We start from the raw sequence: 15,245 nt of genomic DNA, 5'->3' as shown, positions 1-15,245 counted from the left end.
GTTAGATTCAAATAATTAAAGATATAGGTTCGTAAACTTCAAGCTTTACCCCAACACAAATCCCGAAGCCCGCCTGACCGGATGGGCAGGGGATGGCATTACTATAGAAAGAATTATACGCATTAGCAAAACCCCGAAGGGGTGACACCCACAAATGTTGTTCCTTCGGGTTGAAAATGTATTCTTATATCTCGATAATAATGCAATTGATCGCCATGGGTCGTGTCTCACGGCCCAATGCAACAACCAAAGGTCCGTGGGATATAAACCCTGGCGAAGCGACACATACCTTGGCGAGGCATAGCAGACATCAGCCATCCGACACATCGTACATCGTACACCTAACATCGTACAAAAAAAAGCAGGATCTTCTTTTACAAAGACCCTGCATAAAAGTGCCCGTTTTTAACACGTTTACTTAGCCAACAGTCCATCAACGGTTATGGACATGTAGTAAACACCACGTATCTCCGGACCTCCTACGTATTGAAAGTAAGCTGTGTTTAAAATGTTGGAACCACCCACTTTAATAGTTGAGTACAGTTTAGGCACCCTAAAGCTAACCTGCGCATCAACAGTGCTATAAGCAGGTACATTACCATTACCGAAGAGATTCTGCCAGTAGAAAGAATCCTGCCAGCGCCAAACTATGTTGAACCCGATATTCTTAACCACTTCCCTGTTGCCAAAGCTGAGGTTGGTAAACCATTTTGGTGTATTAAAACCTGGGATCAAGGCATCGTCTTTTGTTTTGTCCTGCGCCAGTTGGTTGTAATTTACGTTACCGCTTACACTGTAACCTTTGTAGAAGTTATAAGTAACGGCAAGGGCAGCTCCGTAATTGGCAACGGTAGAGCGGCTGTTTGTCCAAACCCTGTATCTTGTCTGCAATGATTTGTCGGTCATTGTGTGTAATACTTCCGGTGTTGGATTGTTCACATCACCAACGTTTGGTACAGTTGCCTCAACCTGGCCAATAAAGCTTTTGTACTGGCTGTAATATCCGTCTATGTCAATAAATACTTTGTTTTTCAATATAACGCTTTTGTATCCTGCCTCAAACGCGTGGATCTGCTCCGGCTGAATCGGATCCAGATTGGCAACCTTCAATTTTGAAGCATTTTTTGCTTCGGCATCGGCCTGTGTCATTCCATTGTTCCTGTCAACGGTAACCGCCTTGCTGAAGGCATCGGCAGAAGAAGTCAGGTAAGAATTTTTGAAGTAGCCCAATCCTTCTTCAATAAATGGCAGACCGCCCACACGGCGCACACCACCGTTATTTACAAAAGAGAATGCTTCAAATAAAGAAGGGAAGCGATATCCCGTTTGGAAAGAAGCACGGAAGTTGTGTTTCTCTTTATATGTGTAAACAGCTGATAAGCGCGGATTGAATTTACCACTGAAATAATCACTCTTATCATAACGGAGTGAGGCAGTCAGCTTTAATGCATCAAACAGTTTTTTACTAGCCTGCACAAAGCCGCCTGTTTTTGCATACCATATATTGTTTCCGCCCGGTGTGTTGCGTTTATCTATCGGCTTGCTGAAATCAACAAAGTTGTTTCCGTCAGGAATGATTTCGTAAGTACGGTAATCTGCACCAACAAGTACATCAGCAAACTTGATATATCTTCTCAGGTTCCAGGTGCCTTCTGCATGGTAAAAATGGCTCATCTGCAAAAGCCTTGCACCGCCGGTAGTATTAGTGGGGTCGCTGGAAGTCGGGTAAATATCCCAGTCGTTCCTTGCTTTAATTTTTTGTACCTGCTCGTTAAATGCTTCGGTACCCGGAACAAAACGCCCTGCATCCGCCGCTGCACGTGCAGCCTGATGAGCCGCTACGAGGTCAGTTGTTGTTGACAGTGCGCTGTTTAAAGCCTTTGTATAATCTGCCGCCCATTTTTTATCCGGCTTGAAAGATTTCTCCAGGTTATCCGCCAGCGGATTCATGTTGTAAGAATTGTGCGTATTCTCTAAAGACATATAAGCGCGGATCGTAAAATCAGGATGCACCAATTCTATCTTATGGTTTTGCACTACTACACCACGAAGGCCTATACGATTACCACGCTGAAAGAATCCATCCATCTGGCCAACGCGATAGGCGTAGGACACTTCCAACTTGGGCGTTATTTTATAATGAAGGGCGGCATCAAATTTTGTGTTGCGTACCGTATAATCGCCAACTATATCTTTTTCCCAATAACCGGTTCTGTGTACAGTGTATTGTTTGTTGTTTTTATCTGTGATAACGATGTTGGCATTATCGCCGTACTTGTTCCATGAATCATTGGCAATATTGTTCTTGCCATTTAATTCAGGGAATGACGGGTTGAGGTTGGGTGTAAAATCTGTATGATTATCCGCATACCAGTCTGTACCTGTGAAATAGCTGAAATTTACTTTAAAGGCAAATTTGTCGTTAAATGCTTGAGCATAACGGATGGCTGTTTCAGAGATTGGCTTTGGAGAACTTCCTTTACCATCAAAGTGGTTAAACGCAACCTTTTGGTAAACGCTTAAGCCCTGGCTTTTGAAAGGATTTTTTGTGATGAGGTTGCTCATTCCGTTCAGTGCATTCATTCCATATAAAGCGGAAGAAGCACCTGGTGTAATTTCAATACTCTGAATATCCAGTTCTGTTGGCCCGATGGCATTTCCCAATGGCACACCTAAAGTTGCTGCCTGGTTGTCTATACCATCAACCATTTGCATAAACCTGAAATTGTTAGGAACATTAAAGCCGCGCGTGTTGAAAACCTTGAAGGTTAAACCTGCGGTGGTCATCTGCACATTCTTAAGATTTCCTATTGCATCATAAAATGATGAAGAAGGTGTTTCTTTTAATGCTTTAATATCCAGTTTTTCAATTGTCACCGGTGACTGTAACAATTTTTCCGACTGTCTGCTGGCGGTCACTACGACTTCGTCAACCATGTAAGTTTGGGTAACAAGCTGGATGTTGAGTTTGGAATCCTGGCTTTTTACTTCCAATTCCTGTGGTGCGAATCCTACCGAAGAAACTACAATGCGAAAAGGAAACTTTTGGTTGGTTACCAATGAAAAACTACCGTCGGCGTTGGTTACAACACCTTTGTCACTGCCTTTAATACTAACGGAGGCAGAAGGTACCGGTTGGTTGTGTTCGTTCACTATTTTCCCGCTAATTATCAAACTACCATTTAGCTGGGCAAGTACGAATAAAGGCAATACTGTTGCAAGAAGTACAATAAATCTTCTCATAGTTGGTGGAGTGTTATTTCTATAATTCCTACCAAATATATAGACTAATAGTATTTAAATGTTAATTTATAGGGATTTTTAATTTTCAAACATTGATAATGAATAAGTTATAAGTACGGGTATTTTAACACAGGCAGTGAAATAGAGGATTTGTACTTTGAACCATAATAAAATTTGATGGTTGATTTCTGAAAATCGCTGGCTTTTGCTTCAGGAATTCGCATGAATTTTTGCGGATTGCGATCAACGAGCGGAAACCAGGAGCTTTGTATTTGCACCATTATTTTGTGCCCCTTTTTAAACGTATGTGCCGCATCATTTAAGGTAAGGTCCGTTTGTGTTATTTTATTCGGTTCAAATGCCTCCGGTTTTTCGTAGCTATTCCTGAATTTTCCCCTAAGTATTTCAGCTCTCACCAATTGCTGGGTTTTGTTTTCATCTGGCAGCACATCTATCAGCTTTACCACAAAATCAGCATCGGTTCCTGTCATTGATACAAACATAGAAGCATGAATAGCTCCGGCAATGGTGACATCTTCATTCAACACATCACTTTCAAACCACAATACATCGGATCTTTTTGAGGCGAAAGATTGATCTGCCGCCATATATTCATTTACCCTGTCGCTTGATCGTTCATTAATATAAGGTACAGGATTCGCCGGATCAGAAACATAGGAATCAAATCCGTCAGCAGCATCGGCTGATGCCGACAAACCATGCTTCTTTTTAAAGAACCATTTTTGTACCTGCGATTGTTTTGGTGGCCACTGTTCAAAGTTTTTCCATTCGTTGCTTCCGGTTATAAAAACTGTAGCATCCGTCGCGTCAAATTTTCCTTCATTCTTCAGGTAATAATTAAAGAAACTGAGTACCAGCGACTGATATTTTTCATTGGCATTCTGATCAAAGCTGTAGCCGGCAAAACTTTTCCAGTCTTTTCCTGCCCAGGCTCCGTGTGTCCACGGCCCCATCAGCAAATAATTATTGTTGGGAGTATTTTGGAGCTCGATTGCTTCATATGTTTTCAACGCACCAAACATATCTTCCGCATCAAACCATCCGCCGACTACCAACGTAGCGGGCTTTATGTTTTTTAAATGAGGACGGATATTGCGTGCCTGCCAGAAGCTGTCTTTCGTGTCATGTTGTAAATACTGGTCCCAGATCTTGCTTTTACCCTGGAAGTATTTTTTGTTGGCATTTGCTATCGGTCCCATCTCTGTATAAAAATCCTGGACATCTTTTATACTCAAATTTTCATCCACTTGCGGGTTTACTTGCCTCGGCCCCTCCCTTGGAGCATCGAAAAAGTTGAGGAAACCGAAATTGTCCATTAAAAAGAAAGCTCCGCGATGGTAAGCGTCATCTCCCTCAAATTCATCCGTAACCGGCGCCTGTGGCGATACGGCTTTTATTGCCGGATGCGCGTTTGGTAGTGAAGCCGTTGCGTAAAAACCGGGATAGCTAATGCCATACAATCCAGCATTTCCGTTATTGTGTGCAATATTTTTAAGCAACCAATCAACCGTATCATAAGTGTCGCTGCTTTCGTCCACATCTTTATCAGAAGTCTTGTTGGCGATATTCGGCGTCATTTCTTTAAAATCACCTTCACTCATATGGCGGCCCCGCACGTCCTGGTAGACATAGATGTATTTCTCTTTGGAAAATTGTGGTGAAGGACCAAGTGTTCTCCGGAATTTATCTTCTCCATACGGCGCACATGAATAGGGTGTGCGGCAAATGAGAAAAGGAAAACTGGCGGTTGTGTCTTTGGGAATATAGATAGCGGTAAAGAGTTTGATGCCATCCCGCATGGGAATCGATCGTTCAATCTTTGTATAACTGCTCGCGGGGTAATCCGCATCGATGGGCTGGGAGAAAACATTAAGGCTGAAAAGGGAAACAACAAGAACTATTACAAGGTGCTTCATGAAGGAAGTTTCACCAAATGTAAAACGTTTCACTCAAAGAGTTTCTCGCGATACGGTTTCTCGCGATACGGTTTCTCGCAGCGGGCGCGGCGGGGCAGCGGCGCAACGATGTACGGAGGTTTCACGCAAAGGGCGCAAAGGAGCAGAGGCGCAAAGTTGTATGGAGGTTTCTCGCGGCGAACGCGGCTGGGCGGCGGCGCAGCGATATGCTGTTTAATTTGGGACTTTCCCACTGGTTGTTGGTACGCCACGCGCATTAGCAATGCTGCATACCAACAACGGCGGTCCTCGTACTATTTATAGAATTATATTTTGAGATACCAGAATAGCCACGCTGCCCGCCGTTGTTCGGTGTGCAGGCTAGCCCTGTGAGCAAGGGCACCAACAACATGTTACGTTGACAAACTATAGAAAGTTATCCGCTGCGCCGCCGCTTCTCTGCGTCCGTTGCGTGAAACAATGCGTAAAACATTCTTCCGCCGCGCCGTCGCTCCTTTGCGCTCGCCGCGAGAAACTATCCTGCGTGAAACGGTTATCCGGGGTAGTTGCTCAGGTGCTCGAAGCGGTAGCCCTTTGCTTTAAGCTTTTGTATGAGCGTTTTCAGCTTGGCTTCATCGCCAGGTTTTCTGAACATTTCATCGTGGGCGAGAATGATCAGGTGTCCGGGCTTCACCGTTTTATTAGCAGAAAAAAGTTTTTCAACACCGGCCAGCATTCCATCCACACTTTGCAGTGGTGATCCCGTGCGGCCATTGTGCTGCCATTCCAGGTCCCAGCCGTAAACTTTATAGCCGTTTTTGTACAACAGGTCCGCACTTTCCGCTCCGCTTGCGAGGTCATCTTTGCGTACTGTCGGAAGGCGCCATTGGTTCCGGCCCGGCTGTCTTGCAAATTTGTAGGGAATATTTAATGAATGCTGACATTTTAGAAAGTCGCGCAAAACGCTATCGGGATTGCTATAAAAAGCGGTGTAGTGATCGTTGGCGTGCGTAAAGCTGTGATTACCCACTTCAATCAGCGGATTGGCCAGGTAGCCTTTGTAAAAATCCATCATCGCCTTGCTGTTGAAAGCGTGCTGACCAACAATAAACACGTTGGTTTTGATCTGCTCTTCCTTAATCACCCTGTTAACGCCGTCGCTACCGTAAAGCGGGCCGTCGTCAAAAGTGAAATAGATATATTTCGCAGAATTGGGTTGCGAAGCCGCAGGCTGCTGCCCAACGGAAAATTTAACCAGGCTACAAAAAACAATCAGGATGATACACCGGGGTAAAAAAACACTCGTCCTTACGTTCAGCATATTATGAAGGTATAGTTTGCGGGGCGCAAATTACAATATCATTTGTTTGCAAAAACATAATGTAGCATAACCACGCCATCACTGAATACTTTGCTGCCTTTTAGCTCGGGAGCGTAACGCACATCAACATCTTTAAATAATGGGATTCCCCTGCCCAGCGTTCTTGGGATGATCGCCACCATTAATTCATCCAGCAAACCCTTGTTTAAAAACTGCGTAACAAGACTGGCGCCGCCAACCAACCAGGTATCCTTTTCTTTTTGGCGAAGTTCTGCCACAAGCGCCGATGGATCACCCGAATGCTGTTGTATGGTTTTGCCTTCCGGCACGGTGAGTAGTTGATTGGAGAAAATATGGTTTTCAAGTCCATCGTACCAAAACCCCAGTTTAAGAATGTCTTTGTAGGTTGTGGTTGCCATAATAACTGCGCCAAGCGTTTTAAGAAACTCGGCGTAGCCATAATCTTCTTCCGGACGCATAAAATCGTTCAGAAAATCAAATTTGCCATTTTCGTCGGCGATGAAACCATCGAGGCTTTGTGCGATGTATAAAACAATTTTACCCATAAGAAGTCAAAATTAAAAAGTAAAAAATCAAAACAAAGAAGCGACTGAAACATAGAAGATTTTTTTTCTGAACCATATAAGGCATATAAGTAAGGTGTCGGCTGCGCCAACGTTTCTTTGTAAACAACTGAAAAGCTTAAAGCCCAAAGCTGACCGAAGCAAAGTTTTTTAAACCATATAAGGCATATAAGAGCATATAAGAATTTTGCCTACAATAATAATTGCAGTTAAACGACTTTATATTTACTTAGCCAGACCGGACTTTCACCATTGACTATTGACTATTCACTAGTTGTATAGAAGAAAATATAAGAACAGATCCATCAGCATTACACGATCGTACCTTTTACTTCTTTTAAAACCATAAATCCTTACATTATCTTATATGCCTTATATGGTTTAAAAAACTTCCCTTCCGTCAATTTCCCTTATATGGTTTAAATGTTATTTTTGCCTCGAATTTTCATTTGAACAATCTAAACTGATCTATATGCCAGGTTATGAATTTTTTGGAGAAGAAGAAAGAAAAGAAGTAAACGAAGTGCTGGAAACAGGCATTTTAATGCGTTATGGTTTTGACGGACCGCGCAAGGGAAGATGGAAAGCGGTAGAGCTTGAAAATGCGATCAAAGAAACTTTTGGCGCCGGCTACGCGCAGCTTACATCTAGCGGAACCACCGCACTTACTACTGCGTTGACCGTTCTTGGCGTTGGAGCAGGCGATGAAGTGATCATGCCTTCTTTTACTTTCGTGGCAAGCTTTGAGGCGGTTTTAAGTGTGGGCGCTGTACCTGTTCTGGTTGATGTGGATGAAACACTTACCGTTAATCCCGATGCCGTTGTAAAAGCCATCACTCCAAAAACAAAATGCATCATGCCTGTGCACATGTGCGGAAGCATGGCAGATATTGATGCCTTACAACAGATCTGTAAAGAACATAACCTTGTTTTCCTGGAAGACGCATGCCAAAGCATCGGTGCCAAATACAAAGGCAAATGTGTTGGCACGATTGGTGACGCCGGTACTTTTTCGTTCGACTTTGTAAAAACGATCACCTGTGGCGAAGGCGGTGTTGTAATGACAAACAACGAGGACACTTACATTAAATGCGATGGTTTCCAGGATCACGGTCATGATCATAAAGGTGTTGACCGTGGGGCTGACCTTCATCCGTTTATGGGGCAAAATTTCCGCATAAGTGAACTTCACGCGGCGGTGGGTTTGGCGCAGATTAGAAAATTGTCAACTTTCCTGGAGATCCAGAAAAAAAATCACCAGGTGCTTCGTTCTTACCTGCAACAGATCCCGGAAGTTTCTTTCCGCGTAATTCCTGATCCTGAAGGAGATAGCTGTACGTTCCTGAGCTGGTTTTTACCAACAGAAGAACTAACAAGAGCATTTATCACTGAAATGAAAGCACAGGGAATTGCAGCCGGTAACTTCTATTGGTTCGACAACAACTGGCATTACATCCGTAAATGGGATCACCTGAAGAGTGTTACCGCGCTGAATAAATTGAACGACGCGCAGGAAAACGGACTGAAAAAACTGGGCACGCAGGATTTTTCTGCCAGCGATAGAGTAATGAGCCGTTGTATTTCAACAAGTATTGGTTTAACCTGGACAGAAGAACAATTAAAAGAAAAAGGCGAAAAAATGGTTGCCGTTCTTAAAAAGATCTTGTCCAGCCAGCCCGTAACTGCATAGAACTTCTCAAAATACGAAGCAGACTAACTTTTGTTAGCCTGCTTCTTTCAATGTTTGGCTTTGTTATTGCTTTCCTTCCATTTTGTTAACGTATTCTATAGATCCCAGCCTAACCTTAAAAGCAATACCTGTTATTTTCTGAACCTGTAGCTCTTTGTTACAGAAAAAAGGGAGTTTGTCTGCATAAAAACTGGCAGGCAGGTTATACGCTTTTGATAATGGCGCTCGTTTTAACGAATCTGTTATATTAAACAATGGAGAATGAAAAACATGCAAACTGTCTTTATTGGTCTGTGCTTTTATGATAAATGCCAAAATCAAGTTAACAACTGTTATGATTGTTCTTTTAAGCATGAAAGCGATATTTGTGCATTATTTTTACAAAGCTAGATAGATTTACTGAGGTAATTTTTATTAGAAGAAGCGCGATCTGACTATAAATGTGTTGATAGCCTTCGTGCGCTTATTTAACTAACAACCGGTGACGGAACACCGGAAGTTGCCTGTACAGGTAAAAAAGTTTGGAATCAGAGAGATGTCATTAAGTCAAACATTACAACAAAAGCTTTTACAAAAACTTTCCCCGCAGCAGATTCAGTTAATGAAGCTGCTACAGATACCTACTGCCAACCTTGAAGAAAGATTGAAAGAGGAGCTGGAAGAAAATCCTGCGTTGGAGATGGGCGAGGACGAGCATGACGAGAATTTTAACGATGAACCGGTTGATGAATTTTCTAATACGGCTGAGGAAGATGAATATGACCGTGATGGAAGTGAGGATGAATATGAGAACATTGATTTGAGCGACTATGTGATGGATGGGGATGACGATGTTGCAGATTACAGGCTGCGCGACGATAACTACCCCGAATCAGATGATAAAAAAACGATCCCTTTTAAAATAGAAGCCAGTTTTCATGAGCATTTGCTGGATCAACTGGGCATGCTTTCTTTAAATGAGAAGGATTATAAAATAGCTGAACAGATTGTGGGCAGCATTGATGATGACGGCTACCTGAGAAGAGAGATCTCTTCCATTTCTGATGATCTTGCTTTCAGGCAGAACATTATGGTGGAAGATGAAGATATCGAGCGCATCATCAAGCAAATTCAGCAGTTTGACCCGCCTGGCATTTGCGCGCGCGACCTGCAGGAATGCCTTTTATTGCAGTTAAGGCGCCAGCAAAATGAAGGGAAGGATGTGACCATGGCGATTGACGTGATGGAGAAGTACTTTGAGGAGTTCACCAAAAAGCACTACGACAAAATTCAGCGCGGCCTTAACCTGTCCGACGAAGATTTGAAGGCTGTTATTTCTGATATCATCCGTCTTAATCCTAAGCCAGGAGGCAACGTCGGCGAGATTAATAAGGCCGAAAGCTATATTGTTCCCGACTTCTTCATTTTCAACAATGCCGGAAAGTTGGAGCTTACCCTTAATTCCCGCAACGCCCCCGACCTGCGCATCAGCGAGGGTTACAGGGAAATGCTGAAGGATTACGACCGCGGAAGCAAAAAGGACAAACGCCAGAAGGAAGCCGTGCTTTTTATTAAGCAGAAGATAGACTCCGCCAAATGGTTCATCGACATGATCAAGCAAAGACAACATACGTTGCTAAGTACGATGGATGCGATCATGAACTACCAGAAAGAATTTTTTCTTACCGGCGACGAAACCAGCCTTCGCCCGATGATCCTGAAAGATATTGCCGAAATAACCGGTCTTGATATCTCCACCGTAAGCCGTGTTGCCAATAGCAAGTTTGTGCAAACGGAATTCGGTACCTACCGCCTGAAATTCTTCTTCAGTGAATCATTAAGCACCGAAAGCGGTGAAGAAGTAAGCACACGCGAGGTGAAAAAGATCCTGAGTGACCTGATTGAAGGTGAAGACAAACGCAAACCATTAAGCGACGAGCGCCTGACCGAATTGTTGCAGGAAAAAGGATACAATATCGCGAGGAGAACGGTGGCGAAGTATAGGGAGCAGTTGAATATTCCGGTGGCGAGGTTGAGGAAGGAACTGTAGAGACGGATTGCCATCCGTCTCCAGCTATCAGCCGTCAGCTATCAGCTATTAGCCCTGGCATCGCATGTTTTGACGCAATTTTATGTTTCATCAAATAAGAATGGTCCCAAATCAGGTTCTTATTGAGGTGTCCGCGACCCCGCATTAAAACTTTTTACTTTTGAATTTTTACTTTTGACTTAGCACTATCTTGCATCGCAAAAAAATCCTCCAATCGCAATGGAACGTAATCTAACGGAACAGCAGACTTTTTCATGGCTTAGAATTCCAGCTAAGTTTCTTTCGTATGCTTTTCACCCGTTGTTTATACCTACCTATGTATTTCTTTGGCTGATTGTACGGTTTCCCTACGAATTCAATTACCCGGCAAATGTGTTGAAGCTGCGCGTTTTCAGCGTGTTCTGGATGACGGCATTTTTCCCGGCCTTTGCAGTGTTCCTGCTCTGGCGCCTGAAATTCATCAACAACATTTACCTGCGCACGCAAAAAGATAGAATTGTACCCTACATTATTACCATGTTCTTTTACTGGTGGATGTGGTACCTGAGCAAAAACTTCAGTAAGGAACAACTGCAACCCGAGATCCTGCGCGTATTTTTCTTTGGAAGCTTTCTTACCACCATTGCCGGACTTGTATTAAACAACTTCTTCAAAATAAGCATGCACGCCATGGGCATTGCCGGCGGCTGGCTGCTCATTATCCTTTCCTGTTTTACTTACTCCATCCATCTTGGTGAAGACATCACCGTAGTTACCCTGCTTGCGGGCCTGGTTTGCTCTGCAAGATTGATCTTAAGTGAGCATACAACATTTGAGGTTTATGCGGGATTTGTTGTGGGGGTGATTTGTGAGTTGATTGCGTGGTGGGTGTAGAACCAGAAGCTTCCGCAAATTCTTTTACAAGCCGATATCTGAAGGATTTTAATTGGTTGATTGAGGTTTTTTGTCTTTTTTTATAAGATATCTCCAATCCTTGCCCTAAAGTTGTGGCTGAGGTGGCAGAGCTTACCCAACACTGTGCATTTATTAGCCCAAAAATGAAGGTCAAGAGATCTCACATAATTCACATGCCGCAAAAAAAATGAGCAGAACTAAGTCAAAATAAAAGTTCAAGATTGAGTGCCATCCTTCGAGACTCTCAGAAGCAAAAATGACTGGCGCAGTATTGAATACAATGTATAATTAAAATATTGACTAATTTTTAAATTAATCCCAAAATAGCGCTTATGGACTTAAACGATAACTCAACTAAGATAATTTTGGCAGTAATAGCTGGAATTGTTGGTGCCGGCTTAATATTCAAGTTTGTTTTAAAAAAGAAAACAACAAAAAATTCTGGAAGTGTTAATATTAAGGACAGTAATGTCGGGGGTGACGTAGCTGGCAGAGATATTCAAAAATAGATTTAAATGCCTGACGAAATTGTAAAGGTTGATAATTCCGAAATTGGTGGAGATATTGCAGGGCGAGATATTGACAAGTCAAAACACTACCATTATTCAGGTTCCAAGGCATCCTACATGAAAATCCTTTCAGATAAGTTCAAAAATGAACAACAAGAAAATCAGCAGCTGAGTACATTCATTGAGGATTTAGATTACTACTACAACAAAAAGCAGGATGATATTATCGATTTAAAGACCAAGTTATTAAAAGGAAATAGACAGGATTTAATTGATTTTGCAATAGATTTTAAAGATAGATACCACAGAAAATTATTTCATTACCAGTTTTCCGAAGCTGCCCAAACTATCCTATTGCATCTTCTCGCAGAAGTGCAATCAAGATTTATAAACGAAATTTATCCATTGATTTGCAGAAATGAAGACCCTGACACTATAAATTCAATGATAACTGAAAGGCTAATCGAACCAATAAAAGAACAACTTGATGAAAATCTTCTAGGAATCACTGCGCAGCACATAAATGGGATGCTATATTTTTTAACGGGCAATTGCCATATTAAGTGGACAAAATAGATGTTAGTTTATCATCCAGCTTTCGATTTATACAATTGCATTTTTAGAATGTTGTCATTGCTTCATTATATAAAGGATGAAGAAGTACATTTTGATAAATTAAAAATCTGGGATTTTTATCTTGCATTTCCCAGCCAAGTTCGTGGCATCGCATTTCCTTCAAATCTTCGTAAGCTCAAAGAGAATGTTTTTAAATACAAAGAAAACCCTTACGAGCATTTGTCAGATCCAAAAAGAATTTTCGAACGAATGAAAACTTATCAATTATCAGCTGCAAAATGCTTAGCCTCATATGGTTTTATTGATTCTCAGAGTTTGTTGAAAAACAAGATTGTAAAGACTAAAAAGGAAATTCCAGGCGAATTACTCGAAAAGCTGAACAATTTAACAACCGAAAAAAGTAATATAATTAAACTTATAGTTAACGAGTTCGTTGATCTTCCTCTCTACGGCAGAAACGGATTAAAAGCAAGAACAGGCTTAATTGATTTTAAATATGACCCAAGAACATAAACCATATCTTTTTCTGAACAGACTTGTCATAACTTCGTATACTGGAGCAATTGCTTATGACGAAATATTTCATAAAGGCGTCAATATCATAAGAGGCCAGAATAGTTCAGGCAAGTCTACAATTTCAAATTTTATATTTTATGCTTTGGGCGGCGATTACAATAATTGGAACTCAGAGTCAGCAAAATGCAACGAAGTATTTGCGGAAGTTGAAATCAACAAGGCGACTTATACATTAAGAAGAAAAGTCACTCAACAGCTTCGGCAGCCGATGAGTATTTTTTGGGGAAGCTTTGAAGAAGCAAAGATTGATTCAATCAGCTGGAAAACATTCCCCTATTCTCAAAGTGATGAAAGACTTAGTTTTACAAATATCTTATTCAATGCATTATCTTTTCCTGAAGTCAAAAGTGAGAATGAGAGTAACATTACAATACATCAAGTATTAAGATTGCTTTATATCGACCAAGATTCGCCAACACAGAATTTGTTTAAATATGAAAACTTCGACCATCCGTTAACTAGACAAGCTATCTCAGAACTTCTCCTAGGAGTTTACGATGATTCGCTTTACAAGGATAGGTTGTCTTTCAGGAAGATCCAAAAAGATCATGACGAGAAGAAAAGGGAATTTGAAAACTTAAATAAAGCGTACGCAAAATCGGGCAATGCGACAACTGTGGACGAATTAAATAAACAAGTTGAAAAAGTAAGATTAGAACTCAATGAAATACAAAAAGAAATTACTGCCACGAAGCAATTAGAAAAAATAAGAATCGCAAAAAACTCTGCCACAAGAGTTGAACAAGTTCAACATGAATTGATCCCAGCAAAGCAAAACTTGAAGGACATCACAAATAATATATATCAACTTGACTTAGACATTATTGATTCTAAATATTTCATTGATACGCTTCAGAAACGAGTAATTGAAATTGACAACTCAATTTTAACTAGAAAAACTTTGGGGCAACTTTCTTTAGATCATTGTCCAGAATGTTTAAACCCTCTAGAAAGTCATATTGCTGAAGGACACTGTTTCCTTTGCAAACAAACCCTTATAGATACAGAAGAGCGCACTCACGCAAAACGATTAAAGCACGAGTTAGAAATACAAGTTCAAGAATCAACAGATTTGCTAGCAAAAAAACAAAAATTGATCTCTCAATTAAGAGGGAGTCTACCTGAGTATAAAGAAAAAGTTATTATACTGCAAAGAGAACTGGATTTAGCAATTTCCGAAAGCCAATCATCCAGAGATGATAAAATTGACAGCCTGCTAATTCAGAAGGGAAGTGTAGAAAAGCAAATTGAATTACTTGCTCAACAGTTACAAGGTATTTACCTATTAGATCAATTAAAATCTGAACTAGCAGAACAATCCTCAAAACTTGAAATCCTGCGACTTTCAATAGCTCACAAGGAAAATATCCAGAGATCCAATAAAGACAGAGCGCTTGCCGACATTCAAAGAAAGTCAGTATATATTTTGAAGAATGACTTAGATAGGCAAGGCGAGTTCAAAACGGCAAATGAAGTAAAGGTTGATTTTTATGATGATTCAATGTCCTTGGATGGCAATTTTAATTTTTCCGCTAGTTCAAATACTTATCTAAAGAATGCAATCAGATTCTCTATATTTTTTTCTTCCCTCGATATAGAATCCATGCGGTATCCAAAATTCATCTTATGTGATAACATGGAAGATAAAGGAATGGAGAAAGAAAGAACTCAAAATTTTCAAAATCTGATAACAAATTTATCAGAAAAATATAAACACAAACAAGAGCATCAAATAATTTTCAGTACGTCAATGATCGCAGATGAATTAGAAGGAACTGTGTATTGTGTTGGGCATTACTACGCCCAAACGGACAAAACTCTGAAAACCTAAAAATCATCTTTTGTATCTCCATTCAACAAAAATAACGGAGCCGAAGTTGATATAATTATGTTCGCACTTCCAAACT

At 41.1% G+C, this 15,245-nt stretch carries 12 protein-coding genes; 7 read left to right on the top strand and 5 right to left on the bottom strand.

The window, feature by feature from the left end:
- Positions 1–414: 414 nt before the first annotated feature.
- From QTN47_RS22105 to QTN47_RS22090, 4 genes are all read right to left on the bottom strand, one after another.
- The gene (locus tag QTN47_RS22105; protein WP_369331611.1) at positions 415–3,243 is read right to left on the bottom strand and encodes a TonB-dependent receptor; all 2,829 of its coding nucleotides are present in this window, start codon (positions 3,241–3,243) and stop codon (positions 415–417) included.
- A 107-nt stretch (positions 3,244–3,350) separates the two neighbouring features.
- Positions 3,351–5,180 carry a CocE/NonD family hydrolase gene (locus QTN47_RS22100; protein ID WP_369331610.1) on the bottom strand — a complete coding sequence of 610 codons (1,830 nt, stop codon included), beginning with the start codon at positions 5,178–5,180 and terminating at the stop codon, positions 3,351–3,353.
- A gap of 532 nt (positions 5,181–5,712) precedes the next feature.
- Positions 5,713–6,480, bottom strand: coding sequence for a polysaccharide deacetylase family protein (locus QTN47_RS22095; protein ID WP_369331609.1), 768 nt, complete (start codon positions 6,478–6,480; stop codon positions 5,713–5,715).
- Positions 6,481–6,518: 38 nt separating this feature from the next.
- Complete coding sequence (locus QTN47_RS22090; protein ID WP_369331608.1) at positions 6,519–7,046, bottom strand: dihydrofolate reductase family protein; 528 nt, start codon at positions 7,044–7,046, stop codon at positions 6,519–6,521.
- 490 nt (positions 7,047–7,536) lie between these two features.
- On the opposite strand from QTN47_RS22090, the gene QTN47_RS22085 reads away from it, so the two are divergent.
- Positions 7,537–8,754, top strand: a complete 1,218-nt coding sequence (locus tag QTN47_RS22085) for a DegT/DnrJ/EryC1/StrS family aminotransferase (RefSeq protein ID WP_369331607.1) — start codon at positions 7,537–7,539, stop codon at positions 8,752–8,754.
- Positions 8,755–8,817: 63 nt separating this feature from the next.
- Here the strand turns inward: QTN47_RS22085 and QTN47_RS22080 are convergent, their stop codons facing one another.
- A complete protein-coding gene (locus tag QTN47_RS22080) occupies positions 8,818–9,108 on the bottom strand; it encodes a hypothetical protein (RefSeq protein WP_369331606.1) in 291 nt (96 codons plus the stop codon).
- A 181-nt stretch (positions 9,109–9,289) separates the two neighbouring features.
- On the opposite strand from QTN47_RS22080, the gene rpoN reads away from it, so the two are divergent.
- From rpoN to QTN47_RS22050, 6 genes are all read left to right on the top strand, one after another.
- Positions 9,290–10,783, top strand: coding sequence for an RNA polymerase factor sigma-54 (gene rpoN, locus QTN47_RS22075; protein WP_369331605.1), 1,494 nt, complete (start codon positions 9,290–9,292; stop codon positions 10,781–10,783).
- 219 nt (positions 10,784–11,002) lie between these two features.
- Positions 11,003–11,656, top strand: coding sequence for a hypothetical protein (locus QTN47_RS22070; protein ID WP_369331604.1), 654 nt, complete (start codon positions 11,003–11,005; stop codon positions 11,654–11,656).
- Between the two features lie 353 nt (positions 11,657–12,009).
- Positions 12,010–12,186: a hypothetical protein gene (locus QTN47_RS22065; protein WP_369331603.1), complete on the top strand. Its 177-nt coding sequence runs from the start codon at positions 12,010–12,012 to the stop codon at positions 12,184–12,186.
- 6 nt (positions 12,187–12,192) lie between these two features.
- Positions 12,193–12,762 carry an ABC-three component system protein gene (locus QTN47_RS22060; protein WP_369331602.1) on the top strand — a complete coding sequence of 190 codons (570 nt, stop codon included), beginning with the start codon at positions 12,193–12,195 and terminating at the stop codon, positions 12,760–12,762.
- Between the two features lie 48 nt (positions 12,763–12,810).
- Positions 12,811–13,275 carry an ABC-three component system middle component 5 gene (locus QTN47_RS22055; RefSeq protein WP_369331601.1) on the top strand — a complete coding sequence of 155 codons (465 nt, stop codon included), beginning with the start codon at positions 12,811–12,813 and terminating at the stop codon, positions 13,273–13,275.
- The gene (locus tag QTN47_RS22050; protein WP_369331600.1) at positions 13,259–15,169 is read left to right on the top strand and encodes an AAA family ATPase; all 1,911 of its coding nucleotides are present in this window, start codon (positions 13,259–13,261) and stop codon (positions 15,167–15,169) included. Before QTN47_RS22055 ends, QTN47_RS22050 begins: the two co-directional genes overlap by 17 nt.
- Positions 15,170–15,245 lie beyond the last annotated feature (76 nt).

Origin of the sequence: Danxiaibacter flavus, assembly GCF_041060425.1 — a bacterium.
GTDB classification, from domain to species: domain Bacteria; phylum Bacteroidota; class Bacteroidia; order Chitinophagales; family Chitinophagaceae; genus Danxiaibacter; species Danxiaibacter flavus.
The sequence above is the reverse complement of the archived record's forward strand: the minus strand, read 5'-3'. Positions and strand labels throughout refer to the sequence as shown.

Excerpts from the sequence above, each read along its gene's own strand:
- QTN47_RS22105 (WP_369331611.1), bottom strand. The coding sequence starts at position 3,243 with ATGAGAAGATTTATTGTACTTCTTGCAACAGTATTGCCTTTATTCGTA.
- QTN47_RS22100 (WP_369331610.1), bottom strand. The coding sequence starts at position 5,180 with ATGAAGCACCTTGTAATAGTTCTTGTTGTTTCCCTTTTCAGCCTTAAT.
- QTN47_RS22095 (WP_369331609.1), bottom strand. The coding sequence starts at position 6,480 with ATGCTGAACGTAAGGACGAGTGTTTTTTTACCCCGGTGTATCATCCTG.
- QTN47_RS22090 (WP_369331608.1), bottom strand. The coding sequence starts at position 7,046 with ATGGGTAAAATTGTTTTATACATCGCACAAAGCCTCGATGGTTTCATC.
- QTN47_RS22085 (WP_369331607.1), top strand. The coding sequence starts at position 7,537 with ATGCCAGGTTATGAATTTTTTGGAGAAGAAGAAAGAAAAGAAGTAAAC.
- QTN47_RS22080 (WP_369331606.1), bottom strand. The coding sequence starts at position 9,108 with ATGCTTAAAAGAACAATCATAACAGTTGTTAACTTGATTTTGGCATTT.
- rpoN (WP_369331605.1), top strand. The coding sequence starts at position 9,290 with ATGTCATTAAGTCAAACATTACAACAAAAGCTTTTACAAAAACTTTCC.
- QTN47_RS22070 (WP_369331604.1), top strand. The coding sequence starts at position 11,003 with ATGGAACGTAATCTAACGGAACAGCAGACTTTTTCATGGCTTAGAATT.
- QTN47_RS22065 (WP_369331603.1), top strand. The coding sequence starts at position 12,010 with ATGGACTTAAACGATAACTCAACTAAGATAATTTTGGCAGTAATAGCT.
- QTN47_RS22060 (WP_369331602.1), top strand. The coding sequence starts at position 12,193 with ATGCCTGACGAAATTGTAAAGGTTGATAATTCCGAAATTGGTGGAGAT.
- QTN47_RS22055 (WP_369331601.1), top strand. The coding sequence starts at position 12,811 with ATGTTGTCATTGCTTCATTATATAAAGGATGAAGAAGTACATTTTGAT.
- QTN47_RS22050 (WP_369331600.1), top strand. The coding sequence starts at position 13,259 with ATGACCCAAGAACATAAACCATATCTTTTTCTGAACAGACTTGTCATA.